This window comes from Pandoraea sputorum (assembly GCF_000814845.2).
GTDB classification, from domain to species: domain Bacteria; phylum Pseudomonadota; class Gammaproteobacteria; order Burkholderiales; family Burkholderiaceae; genus Pandoraea; species Pandoraea sputorum.
Genome location: NZ_CP010431.2, coordinates 349,301 through 365,970, shown reverse-complemented (window position 1 = coordinate 365,970; position 16,670 = coordinate 349,301). Strand labels below are relative to the sequence as shown.

Below are 16,670 nucleotides of genomic sequence, written 5' to 3'. Positions count from 1 at the left end.
CATCCCAGGACGGTTAGGCAACCTCATTCGCCGGGAATCGAACGGTGACTTCCAGACCGCCCCCCGGGGCTTCGCCAAGCGTCACGACGGCGTGATGTTTCCGTGCGATTTCCTTGACGATGGCGAGCCCGAGACCGGAGCCATCGGCGGTGGATTGGGTGAGCACTGCGGACTCGCGACGATAGAAGCGTTCGAACACGGCGTCGCGCTCGTGCGTCGGGATGCCGGGGCCGTTGTCGACGACCTGGAGCATCGGCCCGTCGGGATTGTCGTGCCCGCCATTCGTCGCGTCCGAAACGTTGGCAACGTCCGCGCCGTCCAAGTGGCCCAAGTGGCGCAAGTGGCCCGTCGCCCCCCCGCGCCGCGTGCGCACGGTGATCACTGCGCCGTCCCCCGCATAGCGAATGGCGTTGTCGATCAGGTTGCCGCACAACTCGGCCAGCAACTCACGTTGCGCCAGTACCGTCACGGCACCGTCGTTCTCGAAGCCGAGGTCGATCCCGCGCGAGCGCGCCACCGGCGACCAGTCGAGTGTGACGCTGCGTGCCGCCTCGTCGAGCCGGGTCGGCACCATCGCCACGGGCGGGCCGTCCTCGGCCTCCAGACGCGACAGCGAGAGCAACTGCCGCACGCTCTTCGCCGCCTGCTTCACCGCCTGATTGAGGCGCTCGACGCGCTCACGTGCCTGTGCACTCAACGATTCGCGCAGCGTCAGCTCGGACTCTGCCTGAATGATCGCCAGCGGCGTCTTCAACTGATGGGCGGCGTCCGCAAAGAAGCGCTGACGCGACGCCTGCATGCGCCCCACCCGCCCCACGTACTGGTTGATGGACTCGACGAGCGGCTTGACCTCGGTCGGCAGATCGACGTTTTCGAGCGGCGTCGTGTCGTCCTCCTCTCGCGCGGCAACCTTGGCCGAGAGCCGGTTGAGCGGACGCAGGCCGCGCGTCACACCGAGCCACACGATCGCGAGCGCCAGCACCACCAGCAGCACCTCCTGCTGAAGTGCGCCAGTCAGAATCTGGCGCGCAAGCTCGTGACGCGCCTCGGTCGTCTCCCCGACGACGATCCACACGACACGCGTCTTCGCGTTCGGCACATCGTGGACCGGCAACTGGAGGGCGCCCATACGCAGCGTCTCCCCACGATAGGTGGCGTCGTAGAAGGCCGTGTGATAAGGCTCGGGCGTGACGCGTGCGGGCGGCAACGGCAGGTCGTGATAGCCCGTGACGGCACGGCCGTCGTTATCGCCGCCCTGCACGCCGTCGCCGCCCTCACGAATGACGTAGTAGATCTTGCCGCCACGATCCGATTCGAACATCTCCAGCGCGAGATACGGCAGATTGACCTGCACCTCGCCGTCGATCAGTTGCGTGCCTTCGCGAATCGACTTGATCGAGAACTCCAGCGAGCGGTCGAACGCCGAGTTGGCCGCACTCATCGCACGTTGATACGTCAGCCAGGTGTCGAGCGCGAGCAGCCCCAGCAACGGGAACAGCAGCCAGAGCGCCAGTTGACGGCGGAGATTCGGTTGCGGCATGAGGTGACGGAACGTCCGATGTCAGTCGACGGAAGGTGCTGGCGGCGCGAGATCCGCCTTCTCTTCCAGCAGATACCCCAGCCCGCGCAACGTGACGATCGCCACGCGGCTGCCTTCGAGCTTCTTGCGCAGGCGGTAGACGTAGATCTCGATGGCGTCGGGATTCACGGACTCGTCGATACCGAAGAGCTTCTCCGACAACGCTTCCTTGTTGATGGCACGTCCGCCGCGCAAGATCAGCACTTCCAGTACGGCGCGCTCACGCTTGGTCAGCGCAAGCAGCTCGCCATCGAGCCGGAAACTACGCTCCACACCGTCGAACACGAGCGGCCCGCACGTCACATCCGCACTTTCGTGATGCTGAGAACGGCGGATCAACGCGCGCGCACGCGCTTCCAGTTCATCGAGTTCGAACGGTTTTGAAAGATAATCGTCGGCCCCGAGATTGAGGCCCTTCACCCGGTCTTCGAGTGAGCCGTGTGCGGTGAGGATCAGCACGGGCACCCGATTACGGCGTGCACGCAATCGGCGCAGGATCTCGAGCCCGTCCAGTCGCGGCAGCCCCAGATCGAGAATCACGAGCGAATATTCCTGCGTGCGTAGGACGTGATCGGCCGCCTCGCCGTCGTGCATACAATCGACGGCGAAGTTCGCCTGCGTCAGCGCTTCGGAGAGCGATTTGGCCAGGCTCGGATTGTCTTCGACAAGCAGGATGCGCATGAGAACTAGGGAAATCCATGACCCGAAAATCGGGGCTCGGGCCGGATTCGACACGAAATCGAAAGCGAATTGAAAGTTTCGGCAAATTAACATGCGCCACGCGAAAACGACAAACCCCATGCAAGGGGTCTTCCGGAGGATGACATGAAGCAAACGATAATGCCCCGCGCCCTGCTCGCGACGACGACGCTCGGTGCAGCGCTCTTCACGGCAGCGCTCTTCACGGCAGCGCTCCCGGCCGCCCATGCTCAGGTGCCGCCCGGCTATCCGGCGAACTATCAGGCCACCATCGACGCCGCAAAAAAGGAAGGCAAGCTGATCGTCTATTCGGTGACGGACACCGCGCTGGTGCGCCCGCTCATCAAGGACTTCGAGTCGATGTACGGCATCAAGGTCGAGTACAACGACATGAACAGCACGGAGTTGTACAACCGCTACATCAGCGAGTACGCCGCGCACAGCACCAGCGCCGACGTGCTCTGGAGCTCCGCAATGGATCTCCAGGTCAAACTCGTGAACGACGGCACGATGGCGAGCTACGAATCGCCCGAAGCTGCCCACATTCCGCAATGGGCGCAGTACCAGAAGCAGGCCTACGGCACGACGTATGAGCCGCTCGCCATCGTCTACAACAAGCGTCTGTTGCCCGCAGGCGAAGTGCCGCAAACGCGCATGGAGCTGATCAAGCTGCTGCAGACGAATGCGGCCAAGTTCAAGGGCAAGGTCACGACCTACGACATCGAAAAGTCGGGCGTGGGCTTCAACTATCTGACGCAGGATGCACGCGTGAACCCCGAAGTGACGTGGGAACTCGTCGGCGCGATGGGCGCACTCAACCCGAAGCTGCAATCGAGCACGGGCGCCATGATGGAGCGCATCTCGTCGGGTGAAAACCTGATCGGCTACAACATTCTCGGCTCGTATGCGTTCGCCAAGGCGAAGAAGGATCCGTCTATCGGCTACGTCTATCCGCGCGACTACACGCAGGTCGTGAGCCGTCTCGTGACGATCTCGAAGCAGTCGAAGAACCCGAACGCGGCCAAGCTGTGGGTCGACTATCTGCTCTCCAAGCGTGGTCAGACGCTGCTCGCCAATCAGGCCAACCTGTTCTCGATCCGTGCGGACGTCGACGGCGAAACCTCGATGGCGAACCTCACGCAGCAGCTCGGTTCAGCGCTCAAGCCGATCCCCATCGGCGCGGGTCTGCTCGTCTATCTGGATCAGTCGAAGCGTCTTGAATTCCTCAAGCGCTGGCAGCAGTCGATCAAGCGCTGATCGGCACCGACCGAAGCTGCCGCATCCGTCTTACGATTTTCTAAGCCCCAGGCCTCAAGTCCGGCGGCCGCGCCCTCACCTCGTCTCCTGACGACGTAACGCGCGGCCCGCCTCTCCCCAAGCCTTTCTCGATATGCGCCCTGCGGGGTGCAGGGAGACTCTCATGCTGTCGTCCTCTACTGCCAACCGCGCAGCGGCCCCTGTCGGCCGTCCGCCAGCGGGTGCCGCCCCTCACGTAGCGCCGCCCTGGCGCGCGCTCGCGGCCACTTCGCGCTGGCTTGTCATCGCCGTGCTCACGATTGCGGTGTTGCTGCCCCTGTCGTTCATCGTGCTGCAGAGTCTGCTCTCCGCACCGTTCTTCGACGCCAGCCGCACGTTCGGCATCGACGGTTACCGCTTTATCTTCACCGATCCCGACTTCTGGTCGGCCGTGAAGAACTCTTTCATCATCGCGTTCGGGATGTTGTTCATCTCGATCCCGTTCGGCGGCATTCTCGCCTTCCTGATGGTGCGCACCGACCTGCCCGGCCGCCGCTGGCTCGAACCGCTGCTGCTCACGCCGGTGTTCGTCTCGCCGATGGTGCTCGCGTTCGGTTACGTGGTGGCTGCCGGTCCCGTCGGCTTTTACTCGGTCTGGTTCCGCGAACTGACGGGCATCGACGCCCCGTGGTCGGTCTACTCGATCTTTGCGATCACCGTGATCGTGGGCCTCACGCACGTGCCGCACGTCTACCTGTACTCGTCGGCCGCGCTGCGTAATCTCGGCTCCGACGTCGAAGAAGCCGCTCGCGTGGCCGGCGCCCGCCCGTTCCGCGTGGCGCTCGACGTGAGCTTGCCGATGACCATGCCTGCGCTCCTGTTTGCGGGCGTGCTCGTGTTCTTCCTCGGTTTCGAAGTCTTCGGTCTGCCGCTGGTGCTCGGCGATCCCGAGGGCCATCTGGTGCTGGCCACCTACCTCTACAAGCTGACCAACAAGCTCGGCGTGCCGTCGTATCACCTGATGGCGGCCGTGGCGATGTGCATCGTGGCCATCACCTTCCCCCTCGTGCTGCTGCAACGTCACCTGCTCAAGCGCGCGAACAAGTTCGTCACGGTGAAGGGCAAGGCGGGACGTCAGACGGTGCTGCCGCTCGGCATCTGGCGCTGGGTCGCGCTGGCGATCGTGGCGGTGTGGTTGATCGTGACGGTGTTCGTGCCGATCTCCGGCATCGTGCTGCGCTCGTTCGTCACGCACTGGGGCGAAGGCGTCGCGCTCGGCGAAGTGCTCACGCTCGCGAACTTCACCGAGCTGTTCGAGCAGGACAACCTCGTGCGCGCCATCGTCAATACGCTGGGCATCGGCGTGATCGGCGGCGCGCTGGCCGTGGGCTTCTACTCGCTCGTCGCCTTTGCCGGTCATCGCCGCAACGACTGGGCCGCGAAGCTGCTCGACTACCTCGTGCTGCTGCCACGCGCTGTGCCGGGCCTGCTCGCCGGTCTCGCGTTCCTCTGGATCTTCCTGTTCGTGCCGGGACTGCGCGAACTGAAGAACTCGATGTGGAGCATCTGGGTCGCTTACACCGTGGTGTGGCTCGCCTACGGCATGCGCCTCATCCAGAGCGCGCTGCTGCAAGTCGGCCCTGAGCTGGAAGAAGCCGGGCGCAGCGTCGGCGGCACGCGCAGCCGCGTGAGCCTGGACGTCACGCTGCCGCTGGTGCGCTTCGGTCTGCTCGCTGCGTGGCTGCTCATCTTCATGATCTTCGAGCGCGAATACTCGACGGCCGTCTACCTGCTTTCGCCGGGCACGGAAGTCATCGGCTCGCTGCTCGTGTCGCTGTGGGCGACCGGCGCGGTCGATCAGGTCGCCGCGCTCTCTGTCATCAACATCGCGATGGTCGGCGCCGGTCTGGGCGTGGCGTTGCGCTTCGGAGTCAAATTGCATGGATAAGCTCATCGTCGACAACCTCTTTCTGAGCTACGGCGCCAACCCCATCCTCAAGGGTGTGTCGTTCGAACTCAAAGCCGGTGAAGTCGTGTGTCTGCTGGGCGCTTCGGGCAGCGGCAAGACCACCTTGCTGCGTGCCGTGGCCGGTCTCGAACAGCCGTCGCAAGGCCGCATCGCGCTTGACGATCAGGTCTTCTTCGACGGTGCCAGGAACGTCGATTGTCCGGTCGAGCAACGCTCGCTCGGTCTGGTGTTTCAGTCGTACGCACTGTGGCCGCACCGCACCGTGGCGGATAACGTTGGCTACGGGCTGAAGCTGCGCAAAGTAGGCGCGGCGGAGCGTCGCGAGCGAGTGCAGAGCGCCCTCGACCAGTTGGGCCTCGGCCATCTCGCCGAACGCTTCCCCTTCCAGCTCTCGGGCGGTCAGCAGCAACGTGTCGCCATTGCGCGTGCGCTCGTCTACAACCCGCCCGTCATTCTGCTCGACGAGCCGCTCTCGAACCTCGACGCCAAGCTGCGCGAAGAAGCGCGTGCGTGGCTGCGCGAGCTGATCGTGTCGCTAGGTTTGTCGGCGCTGTGCGTCACACACGATCAGACCGAAGCCATGGCGATGTCGGACCGCATTTTGCTGCTTCGCAACGGCCGCATCGAGCAGGAAGGCACGCCGGCAGAACTGTACGGCTCACCGCGCTCGCTCTACACGGCGGAGTTCATGGGGAGCAATAACCGCATCGACGCGACGGTCAGCGCCGTCGACGGCGATCTCGTCACGCTCGCAGGCGACGGTTTTGCACTGCAAGCGCGCGCACGCGACACGCTCGCGCCGGGGCAGGACGCGCAGGCCGTCATCCGTCTCGAGCGCGTGCAGGTGGCCGACGGCCCGGGCCTCAACCGCGTGAACGCCCAGCTCGTCACGTCGATGTATCTCGGCGACCGCTGGGAGTACCTCTTCCATTGCGGCGCGTTGCGTTTCCGTGCATTCGGTCACGTCCCCCGCGAACCCGGCAATCACTGGGTGGAATTCCCCGCGAACGACTGCTGGGCGTTTGCGCAATCGAACGGCTAAGGGAGACGCCGACACGCTTTTCATGCGACGCGCGGGCGCTCTCCCGCGCAACACCACGAGAAAGAGAACAGAGGAGATAACAATGAAACGAAGCAGTATGGCGCGTGCCGCGCTGATCGCTGTGGGCGCACTGGCCGCTCAGGCGCACGCCCAATCGAACGTGACGATTTACGGGATTGTCGACGCCGGCGTCGAGTATGTGAATCATGCCGCCGATAACGGCGGTGCAATGCGCGCGGTCTCGGGTGGCAAGAACACGTCGCGCTTCGGCTTCAAGGGCACGGAAGATCTCGGCGGCGATCTCAAGGCCGTGTTCAACCTCGAGAGCGGCATCAACGTCGTGAACGGCCAGTTCGACGACGGCCCCGGCGCAATCTTCGATCGCCGCGCCACCGTCGGCCTGTCGCACAAGAAGTGGGGCCAGTTCACACTCGGCCGCACATTCACCACGACGTACGACTACATGCTCCAGTTCGACCCGATGGGTTACGCGCCGAACTACTCGTGGGCGACGAGTGCGACGGCCACCGGTGGACGCAAAGACGGCCTGTTCTCCCGCTCGGCTAACGCCGTGCGCTACGACGGCGAGTTCAACGGGCTGAAACTCGGCGCGATGTATGGCTTCGGCAACGTGGCCGACAGCATGAAGACGTCGTCGAAGTACGACTTCGCCATCGGCTACGAGAACGGTCCGTTCGCCGTCGTCGCAACGTACGATCGTCAAAACGGTGCGGGCAACAGCGTGACGCCGGCCGACACGACGGACTACATCCAAGGGATTCACGCAGGTGCGAGCTACCGCTTTGGCGGAGCCAAGGTGATGGCCGGGTATCGCAACTACAAGAAGACGTTCGTGACCGCAGGCACCGCATCGCTGCGCAGCGACATGTACTGGCTCGGCGCATCGTACGACTTCACGCCTGCGTTCACGCTGTATGGCGCGATCTACCATCAGGACATCAAGGACGCGAGCGACGCCGATCCGACGCTCATCTCCCTGCGTGCGCAATATGCGATGTCCAAGCGCACGGCGCTGTATCTGTCCGGCGGCTATGCCTTCGCGAAGCACGGCCAGAAGGTCAGCCTTTCGCGCGACCTGACGGGCGCTGCCGATACGCAGGTCGGCGTGACGGCGGGCATCCAGCATCGCTTCTAAAACGGCGTAACGACGTTTCACATCGCTTCAATCCGCTTTAAACCTTTTTAATCCGCTTCAAACCTCTTCGCATTCGCGTCAGCCAATGCGTTTCCTCAACGACGGCCCGCCGATGGCGGGGCGCACCGCTTGCCGGGCCGTCGTGTCTTTTTTCGCATCCCTTGCGACGTATGTGACGTCAGGAAAGCGATTCGATGTGCGTCGAGTGCGCGTAGACCTGACCGAACCGATTCGCCAGAAAATCCGGCAACGCGATCTGTTCCTGACGCACGAAACCGCGCTGCGGGAGTTGTTTAGCGAAGAACATGTCGACTGCAGCGCAAATGGCCGACGCCGTCGTGATCTGGATGGCGCTCGCGCTGTGACCGTTGTTGCGCTCCGCGAAGATCTTGCGCGCAAACACTTCCTGCGTGAGCACGCCGCGACGAAGCCCGTTCACCACCACGAAGATGAGCACCACGTCCTGCAAAGTGCTCGGAATCGCGCGCTTGAGAATCGTCTTGATCGTTTCCTGATCGTCCTTCAGACGTAGCTCGTTCAACAGCACCTTCATCAAGGCACCATGCCCCGGATAGCGCACGGACTTGTAGTCGAGATCGCGCACTCGCCCCGCCAGCGTTTCACATAACGTGCCGAGACCCCCCGAGGTATTGAAGGCCTCGTATTCCACGCCATCGAGCGAGAAGTGTTCGAGGTCTTCCAGCGGCTGCACACTCAGGCGCGCACCATCGCGAATCGCCTCGCACGGCTGGCAATACTCGTTGATCAATCCGTCGACGCTCCACGTCAGGTTGTACTTCAGCGAGTTGGTCGGAAAGGCTGGCAGTGCACCGACGCGCATCTTCACCGAGTCGACGCGGTCGAACGCCGCCGCGAGGTGATGCGCCGCAATCGCGATGAAGCCCGGCGCGAGTCCGCATTGCGGCATCAACGCTGTCGATGCGCCTTCAGCCAGTTGCGCTATCGCGTGCGTGGCCGCCACGTCTTCGGTCAGATCGAAGTAGTGACAGCCCGCTGCCACGGCGGCGGTTGCCGCGCTCGTGGCCATCGTGTAGGGCAAGGCGTTGACCACGGCATCGAAGCCGGTGACTGCGCGTTGCAGCGAGCCAGTGTCATTGCCGGTGAGTTCGACGAACGCGTGCGCATAGTCGCGCACCGCTTCAAAGGACTGCGCGTTGCGGTCGAACACCGTCACCCGGTAATCGCCGCTGTCGTGCAACAAACGCGCGATGGTCTGGCCGATGTGTCCCGCACCCAGCAAGGCGATCTTTTTCATGTCTTTCCCCATTCAGGAACGTCGGTCGACGCGTCATCACGGCTTGCCGCGCGACGCGATATGCCTCAATTCTAGGGAGAGATTCGGATGAAATGTAGCGTTAAATCGTCGATAACTACGTCATTGGTGACGATATGTCGCACATTCACTTCATATCGTCATAAAGAAGGCGCTATGCCACGACTGAACGTTGAGCCAACAGCCCCTTGAGTCCGCGAATCGACACACGACCAGCACACGGATGAGCGCGTTCTGAAAGCCGAGGCGACACGCGCTTATCGATAATCTCGCCCACCCGCGCGGTCGTGGCGCTGTCAGGAGTTTCGAATTGTCATCCCCTACGATCTCTCGTCTCCTTCGCTTCCTTCGTCCCTCTCGTCCCTCTCGTCCCTCTCGTCGCTTTCGTCGCTTTCGTCACTTTCGTCGCTTTCATCTTCTTTATTCCTGCGCCGCAATCGCTGTCGTCGCAGCGCTCATGTCGACACCCGCGCGGGCTGACTGTTGGGACGTCGCCGCAGATCGCTATCGTCTCGATCCGCTGCTGCTGTACGCCATCGCACAAGTCGAATCGAATCTCGACGTGAACGCCAGCAACGTCAACCGTAACGGCACGCGCGACATCGGCCTGATGCAGATCAACAGCGCCCACCTGCCGACACTCTCTCGCTACGGTCTGACCGAGCGTCGATTACGTGAAGACGCCTGTGCGTCGATCATCACCGGCGCGTGGATTCTCGCAGGCTTCGTACGTCAGTATGGGTATGGATGGGAAGCCGTGGGCGCCTATAACGCCGGCGGCGGTGAGGCACGCGCCATGCTGCGCCAGCGCTACGCCGACAAGGTTCGCAAGCGCTATGCGGTGCTCGTGGCCGAGCGTGAAAGGCGGGCGACGCTGCGGTGAAGTTTTGCGCAAGCGGCCTGCACATCGGACCTCTCGCGGATTCCTTTTTACGGCATTCATGTGTCATGAAAATGAATTCGATGACATTCGTCGCGGTGTGCTGCGATGCGTTGCATCGGTCAGACATCGGTCGCGTAATTTGGTTAATACACCTATGGAATTGCGGGTTCGTTCGATATAGTTCGGCCCGAACCCACGGGGCGCCCGTCCACAGGCGAAGGGTTCGAATTGATTAATAAGTTTTCGATAGAGGATTCGACCGATGAAAAAGACGCAATTGGCCGCCGCACTGGCTGGCGTGATCGCAGCCGCTGCGGCAGGTGCTGCACATGCGCAAAGCAACGTTTCGCTGTATGGCGTTCTCGATGGGGGTCTCGCCTACGTGAGCAACGTCGGTGGCAGCAAAAACTTCACGACGGCTGATGGCCTGCAATCGGGTAATCGCTGGGGTCTGAAGGGTTCGGAAGATCTGGGCGGCGGCACGTCGGCCATCTTCACCCTGGAGAACGGCTTCAACATCACGAACGGTGCTCTGGGTCAGGGCAGCCGTGAATTCGGCCGTCAGGCATTCGTCGGTCTGTCGAACAAGACGTTCGGTAGCGTGACCATCGGTCGTCAGTACGACTCCGTGGTGGACTTCGTGAGCGGCCTGACGTCGGCCAAGCAGTTTGCAACGAAGCTCGGCGCGCACGTCGGCGACGTTGACAACCTGTACAACTCGTTCCGCATCAACAACTCGATCAAGTACACGAGCGCCAACTACGCTGGCTTCTCGTTCGGCGGCCTGTATGGCTTCTCAAACCAGGCCAATAGCGGCAACGGCACGGGCTTCTCGAACAACCGCGCATGGAGCCTGGGCGCGAGCTACGCCAACGGTCCGTTCAAGTTTGGCATCGGTTACCTGGAAGTCGGCACGCCGAACGGCGCGAACACCGGCGGTGCAGTGACCGGCGATTACAGCGGCGACTTCTACTCGGCCAAGGTCGGCACGGCAACGGTCGGTGTGGACAAGCAGCGCGTGCTCGCCACGGGCGGCAGCTACAAGTTCGGTCCGGCAAACGTTGGCTTCATCTATAGCAACACGCAGCTGAAGTATGTTGGCGGCACGGGCGCACGTGTGTCGAACTACGAACTGAACGGCACGTACAACCTGACGCCGTCGCTGCTGCTGGGCCTGTCGTACACGTACACGGACGCCAGCACGCGCAGCGCCACGCTCGCCAACCTGAGTCCGAAGTACCACCAGGTCAACGCCGCGGTGGACTACCTGCTCTCGAAGCGTACCGACGTGTATCTGGTCGGTGTCTATCAAAAGGCCGCTGGCGACGCCTCGGCCGCATCGATCAACGGTGCTGGCGGTGCGTCGAGCACGAAGACCCAAACGGCTGTGATCTCGGGCCTGCGCCACAAGTTCTAAGCTAAACGCTTCGCGAGATGTTTAGCCGTTGATTTGAGTGCTCCAGTAGTTGAGGGAGTCCCGAAAGGGACTCCTTTTTTGTTTGGGTGGAGACTAGACTCGGGAGAATAGCGACGTCTGCCTCAACTTGACCAGGCACGTGCCGCTATATTAGTATCCCGCCTGAAAACTACGTACCAGCGGGTGCGAAAAACGTAGCGCCGCCCGGGCAACCGGGTCCCACCAGGAGTGGGAGTTCTGCAACATGTCAGATAGAGAATCCCGCATGCGACGGCCACCTTTCGGTGGCCGTTGGTTTTTGTAGTGTCGCATGCACTTACGCCCGAATCGGCGAACCTTTGTGGATGTTGCGTAACAACGTGCTCAACGCGATCTTTTTGGCCTCTCGCTGCCGTCGCGTCAATCCACCCTCCAGCACGTACGCCGACTGCACCCGCAAGATCAACCGCTTGCGCCGCCGGTCCCTCTCAACCTCGAAAAACACGGCATAGAGCGCCTTTCGGCCCAGCGCATCGACATGTTCGTGCGTGACAAAGTTTGGTCGCCTGTCGTCTGCTAACGTGATACGTCGAGTCCCCAGACTCAACACGATTTTGCGTAGGATTTTTCGGGAAAGCGCGTAGCGCTCTGGACACAGCACCCGACGCTCTCGTCCGTCTGTGTAAATCTCCTGAGTCGGAATCGAAGCAATCGGCCGAGCATCCCACTGAATGCTTTTAGTGAAGCAGTGACAGGAAAATAGCACCAGCACGGAGACATCGCAGCGCTCCGCGATTTGCACTCTGAAAGCGAATGGCGACAAATGACTCAGATCCCAGACAACGCCTCGAAAGCTAACGGTGCCGAATGGCCGTGGCAGCCCATCTGCCAAGGCCTCAGGCAGTGGCTCCACCAACAGCATTTGCACATGATCAGGAAACGTTGAAGTCAGCCATTTTAGAAACGCATGCGTCGGTGCGAGCAGATGCACCGAAAAATCGGACGCGGCCTAACTCAATAATTCATTAGTACTGACTATCGGACCGAAGCGGCATCGATACGTCATCGACGCAAATGCAGCTTGCATCTTGCGCAAGTTTGAGTACACTCAACACTGTACAAAAACACAGCACCCATATTCGACTGGAGGAGCACGAAAGTGAACCAAACCGCCAAAGGGCTTTTCGATGTTCAGCTCGGGCCGGAAGCGCTGAGTGCCGTTGCGCAGGACACCGGGCTTGGCCGCCTCTCGCTGGACAAGACGTACCACGGGGATCTGAGTGCCACCGGTCGGGGAGAGATGCTGGCGTTTCGCAGCGGCACACCTGGCTCAGCCGGTTACGTCGCCATGGAAACCGTGCGCGGCGCGCTTCATGGACGCAACGGGACGTTTGTGTTGCAACACAGCTCGACAATGACGCGCGGCGTACCCACGCAGTCCATTACCGTCGTGCCCGATTCCGGGACCGATGCGCTGACGGGCCTGACCGGCAGTCTCGTCATCGAAATCACCGACGGAGAGCACGCTTACGACTTCCGCTACGCCCTTCCCGACGAACCGTCTTCCGCAGGAGAACAAGCATGAGTCACCGAGGCCGCGATCGTCAGATCGACAACATCGAGTTCAACGTCTGCGATATTGCACGCAGCAAAGCGTTCTACGGCAGCGTGTTCGGCTGGACCTTCACCGACTACGGCCCGACGTACACCGAATTCACGGACGGACGCCTCACGGGTGGCTTCACGACAGGAGAAGCGGTTCGCCCCGGCGGACCGCTGGTGATCCTCTACGCAGACGATCTCGCCGGAGCCCAACAGCGTGTCGAAGCGGCCGGTGCAACGATCAGCCGTCCCGTGTTCTCATTTCCCGGCGGTCGCCGCTTCCACTTCCTCGATCCCGATGGTTACGAACTCGCAGTCTGGTCGGCCGCGACGTAAGCCACCGATGTCCGGGAACGACTCACGTCGACATCGCTGAACGCACAAAGCAAAAGAGGCACCCGCAGGTGCCTCTTTCCGAACTAGCCGACGGGGCCTGAAAACGCAGGCGCCTTCGTCACCTCACTCCACCGTGACCGACTTCGCGAGATTGCGCGGCTTGTCGACGTCGGTGCCGCGAGCGCAGGCGGTGTGATACGCGAGCAGTTGCAGCGGCACGACGTGCAGAATCGGCGACAACTGGCCGTAGTGCTCCGGCATACGAATCACATGGAGGCCTTCGGCATTCGCGATCTCCGTGTCCGAATCGGCAAACACATACAGCTGACCGCCACGGGCGCGCACTTCCTGCATGTTCGACTTCAGCTTCTCCACCAGCGCGTCGCGCGGCGCCACCGTCACGACAGGCATCTGATCCGTCACCAGCGCCAGCGGGCCATGCTTCAGTTCGCCAGCCGGATACGCCTCGGCGTGGATGTACGAGATTTCCTTGAGCTTGAGTGCGCCTTCCAGGGCAATCGGGTAGTGCAGACCACGCCCCAGGAACAGCGCGTTTTCGCGACGGGCGAACTCTTCGGCCCACGCAATGATCTGCGGCTCCAGCGCCAGCACGCTGTGCAGCGCCGACGGCAGGTGACGCAGCTGCGTCAGGTAATCCGCCTCTTGCGCCGCGCTCAGACGGCCGCGCAACTTCGCAATTGTCAGCGTCAACAGGAACAGCGCCGTGAGCTGCGTCGTGAACGCCTTTGTCGACGCCACGCCGATTTCCGTGCCCGCACGCGTGAGGTAATGCAACGCGGTCTGACGCACCATCGCGCTCGTTCCCACATTGCAGATCGCCAGCGTATTCGTCATGCCCAGCGATTGCGCATGCTGCAGCGCCGCCATCGTGTCGGCCGTCTCACCCGATTGCGAGATCGTCACGACCAGCGTTTTCGGATTCGGCACGCTGTCGCGGTAACGGTACTCGCTCGCCACTTCGACCTGCGTCGGAATCTGCGCCAGCGACTCCAGCCAGTACTTCGCCGTCATGCCCGAGTAATAACTCGTGCCGCACGCCAGAATCAGAATCGAATCGACGTTGCTGAGCATCGCTTCGGCTTTCTCGCCGAAGAGCGTCGGCGAAATACCTTCGACGCCTTCCATCGTGTCGCCGATCGCGCGCGGTTGCTCGAAGATTTCCTTCTGCATGTAGTGACGATACGGTCCCAGCTCCACGGCCCCCGTGTAAGCCTGAACGGTGCGCACTTCACGCTCGACAGCCGCATCGTTGCGATCCACGATCTTCACGCCGTCCAGCGTGAGTTCGACGACATCGCCCTCTTCCAGATAGATGAACTGATCGGTCGTGCCAGCCAGCGCCAGCGCGTCCGACGCGAGGAAGTTCTCGCCCTCGCCCACACCGACTACGAGGGGCGAACCCGCACGTGCACCGATGACGCGATGCGGCTCCTGCTTGCGGAACACGGCAATGGCGTAAGCGCCATGCAGACGACGCGTCGCCAGACGAACCGCCTGATACAGATCGCTGGCTGCGCCATTAGAGAGAATGTGGTGAATCAGATGGGCGATGACTTCGGTGTCGGTTTGCGACACGAACTCATAGCCAAGACCGCGCAATTCGTCCCGCAGGCTTTCGTGGTTCTCGATGATGCCGTTATGAACCAGTGCCACTTCGTCGCGCGAGAAGATCGGGTGCGCGTTGTTCGTGACCGGTGCGCCGTGCGTTGCCCAGCGCGTGTGGGCAATGCCCGTTTCGCCCGTCAGTTGCGTCTGGGCAAGCTGCTCGTCGAGGTCAGCCACGCGCGAGACGCTGCGTGCACGTTGCGGCACACCGTCCTTGAGTACAGCCACGCCACAAGAGTCGTAGCCACGATATTCGAGACGACGCAAACCTTCGACCAGTACCGGTACTACATTACGTCGCGCCACCGCGCCGACAATGCCGCACATATTCGCTTCCCTAAGAGCCAGAAACGCTGGCTCATTCAATCGGATGAGATCCGAATTCACTCACCAGCGCACGCCAATCGGCCATGCGCCAGCACATAACCGTCGATTTTACTGCTTCTGCTTGCGCGGGCGGACATAACCCGTCTTCGCTTCCTGCGTCTTGCCGTTGAGCACCAGTGCATCTTCCGGCGTGTCCTTCCAGACTGTCGTGCCAGCGGCAATCGTCGTACCGCGTCGGACCGTGACGGGGGCTACCAGTTGCGTGTCCGAACCGATGAAGACATCGTCCTCGATAATCGTGCGGTGCTTGTTCGCGCCGTCGTAGTTGCACGTGATCGTGCCTGCACCGATATTCACACGCGCGCCCACGGTCGAATCGCCGACGTACGCCAGATGGTTCGCCTTCGACCCCTTGGCCATCGATGCATTCTTCACTTCCACGAAGTTGCCGATGTGCACGTCGTCCGCCAGATCGGCGCCAGGGCGCAGACGGGCGTACGGCCCGATGACCGCATTCGCCCCGACCACTGCGCCGTCCAGATGACTGAACGCTTCGATACGGGTGTCCGCACCGATCGTGGTATTGCGAATGACGCAGTTCGCACCGATGGTAGCTCCGTCGCCGATCGTGACCTTGCCTTCGAAGACACAGTTCACGTCGATGGAAACGTCGGTGCCGCAGACGATCTCCCCACGAACATCGAAGCGCGCCGGATCGATCAGCGTGACACCGGCCGCGAGCAGTGCCCCCGCCGCATTGCGCTGATAGTCGCGCTCCAGCGCGGCCAGCTGCGCCTTGTCGTTCACGCCGTTCGGCTCCCAAGCAAACGCTGGCTGCGTGGTGACGACGGACACGCCGTCCGCCACCGCACAGGCGATCACGTCGGTCAGGTAGTACTCGCCCTGCGCATTCTGATTCTTCAGACCGCCGAGCCATCCCTTGAGCGCGCGCGTCGGGGCGACGACGATCCCCGTATTGATCTCACGAATCGCCAGCTCGGCCTCGTTGGCATCTTTCTGTTCGACGATACGCTGCACGTTGCCCGCCGCATCGCGCACGATGCGACCATAGCCTGTCGGGTTGTCGAGATCGACGGTGAGCACACCCAGCTTGTCGTTGCCCGCTGCATCGAGCAGTCCTTGCAAGGTCTCGACGCGCGTGAGCGGCACGTCTCCGTAGAGCACGAGGGTCGGCACCGATTCGTCGAGCTGCGACGCCGCTTGCTGCACGGCGTGCCCTGTGCCCAACTGATGCGTCTGCTCTGCGAACAGGATGTCCTGCGCAGATACGGCTTCGCGCACGGCGTCGCCACCGTGCCCGATCACTACGATGAGCTTGCCCGGCGCGAGTTGACGCGCAGTCGCAATCACGTGTGAGAGCAACGGGCGGCCAGCCAGCGGCTGCAACACCTTGGGCAACTTCGAGCGCATGCGCTTACCCATGCCGGCGGCGAGAATCACAATATTCATGGCGTCGTGACGATTCGAAAGTGGGAGGCGTTTGTCAGTGTGTCGGGATCTCGCG

14 protein-coding genes are annotated in these 16,670 nt (G+C 62.1%); 8 read left to right on the top strand and 6 right to left on the bottom strand.

Annotated elements, in window-relative coordinates; all coding sequences use genetic code 11:
* Positions 1-13: 13 nt before the first annotated feature.
* Together NA29_RS01615 and NA29_RS01610 are read right to left on the bottom strand one after the other, a co-directional pair.
* Positions 14-1,540 carry a sensor histidine kinase gene (locus NA29_RS01615; RefSeq protein WP_039395024.1) on the bottom strand — a complete coding sequence of 509 codons (1,527 nt, stop codon included), beginning with the start codon at positions 1,538-1,540 and terminating at the stop codon, positions 14-16.
* A gap of 21 nt (positions 1,541-1,561) precedes the next feature.
* The gene (locus NA29_RS01610) at positions 1,562-2,260 is read right to left on the bottom strand and encodes a response regulator (protein ID WP_039395022.1); all 699 of its coding nucleotides are present in this window, start codon (positions 2,258-2,260) and stop codon (positions 1,562-1,564) included.
* Positions 2,261-2,419: 159 nt separating this feature from the next.
* Between NA29_RS01610 and NA29_RS01605 the strand changes: the two genes are divergently transcribed.
* From NA29_RS01605 to NA29_RS01590, 4 genes are all read left to right on the top strand, one after another.
* On the top strand, positions 2,420-3,535 hold the full coding sequence (locus tag NA29_RS01605) for an ABC transporter substrate-binding protein (RefSeq protein ID WP_039395019.1): 1,116 nt from the start codon (positions 2,420-2,422) through the stop codon (positions 3,533-3,535).
* A gap of 163 nt (positions 3,536-3,698) precedes the next feature.
* The gene (locus NA29_RS01600) at positions 3,699-5,462 is read left to right on the top strand and encodes an ABC transporter permease (protein WP_039395016.1); all 1,764 of its coding nucleotides are present in this window, start codon (positions 3,699-3,701) and stop codon (positions 5,460-5,462) included.
* Positions 5,455-6,525, top strand: coding sequence for an ABC transporter ATP-binding protein (locus NA29_RS01595; RefSeq protein ID WP_039395013.1), 1,071 nt, complete (start codon positions 5,455-5,457; stop codon positions 6,523-6,525). Before NA29_RS01600 ends, NA29_RS01595 begins: the two co-directional genes overlap by 8 nt.
* A gap of 82 nt (positions 6,526-6,607) precedes the next feature.
* Entirely contained in the window at positions 6,608-7,681 is a 1,074-nt protein-coding gene (locus tag NA29_RS01590) for a porin (RefSeq protein ID WP_039395010.1), read from the top strand.
* A gap of 178 nt (positions 7,682-7,859) precedes the next feature.
* On the opposite strand, the gene NA29_RS01585 is transcribed toward NA29_RS01590, so the two are convergent.
* Positions 7,860-8,957, bottom strand: a complete 1,098-nt coding sequence (locus NA29_RS01585; RefSeq protein WP_039395007.1) for a saccharopine dehydrogenase family protein — start codon at positions 8,955-8,957, stop codon at positions 7,860-7,862.
* A gap of 475 nt (positions 8,958-9,432) precedes the next feature.
* Between NA29_RS01585 and NA29_RS01580 the strand changes: the two genes are divergently transcribed.
* Together NA29_RS01580 and NA29_RS01575 are read left to right on the top strand one after the other, a co-directional pair.
* Positions 9,433-9,858: a transglycosylase SLT domain-containing protein gene (locus tag NA29_RS01580; protein WP_052252437.1), complete on the top strand. Its 426-nt coding sequence runs from the start codon at positions 9,433-9,435 to the stop codon at positions 9,856-9,858.
* A gap of 262 nt (positions 9,859-10,120) precedes the next feature.
* Entirely contained in the window at positions 10,121-11,275 is a 1,155-nt protein-coding gene (locus NA29_RS01575; protein ID WP_039395004.1) for a porin, read from the top strand.
* A gap of 316 nt (positions 11,276-11,591) precedes the next feature.
* Here the strand turns inward: NA29_RS01575 and NA29_RS01570 are convergent, their stop codons facing one another.
* Positions 11,592-12,245, bottom strand: a complete 654-nt coding sequence (locus NA29_RS01570) for a YjaZ family protein (protein WP_150777163.1) — start codon at positions 12,243-12,245, stop codon at positions 11,592-11,594.
* Between the two features lie 168 nt (positions 12,246-12,413).
* On the opposite strand from NA29_RS01570, the gene NA29_RS01565 reads away from it, so the two are divergent.
* Together NA29_RS01565 and NA29_RS01560 are read left to right on the top strand one after the other, a co-directional pair.
* Positions 12,414-12,839: a DUF3224 domain-containing protein gene (locus NA29_RS01565; protein WP_039394997.1), complete on the top strand. Its 426-nt coding sequence runs from the start codon at positions 12,414-12,416 to the stop codon at positions 12,837-12,839.
* Positions 12,836-13,192: a VOC family protein gene (locus tag NA29_RS01560; protein WP_039394994.1), complete on the top strand. Its 357-nt coding sequence runs from the start codon at positions 12,836-12,838 to the stop codon at positions 13,190-13,192. Before NA29_RS01565 ends, NA29_RS01560 begins: the two co-directional genes overlap by 4 nt.
* Positions 13,193-13,315: 123 nt before the next feature.
* Here the strand turns inward: NA29_RS01560 and glmS are convergent, their stop codons facing one another.
* Together glmS and glmU are read right to left on the bottom strand one after the other, a co-directional pair.
* Positions 13,316-15,145, bottom strand: coding sequence for a glutamine--fructose-6-phosphate transaminase (isomerizing) (gene glmS, locus NA29_RS01555; protein WP_039394991.1), 1,830 nt, complete (start codon positions 15,143-15,145; stop codon positions 13,316-13,318).
* Positions 15,146-15,253: 108 nt separating this feature from the next.
* Positions 15,254-16,615 carry a bifunctional UDP-N-acetylglucosamine diphosphorylase/glucosamine-1-phosphate N-acetyltransferase GlmU gene (glmU, locus tag NA29_RS01550; RefSeq protein WP_039394988.1) on the bottom strand — a complete coding sequence of 454 codons (1,362 nt, stop codon included), beginning with the start codon at positions 16,613-16,615 and terminating at the stop codon, positions 15,254-15,256.
* Between the last annotated feature and the right edge of the window lie 55 nt (positions 16,616-16,670).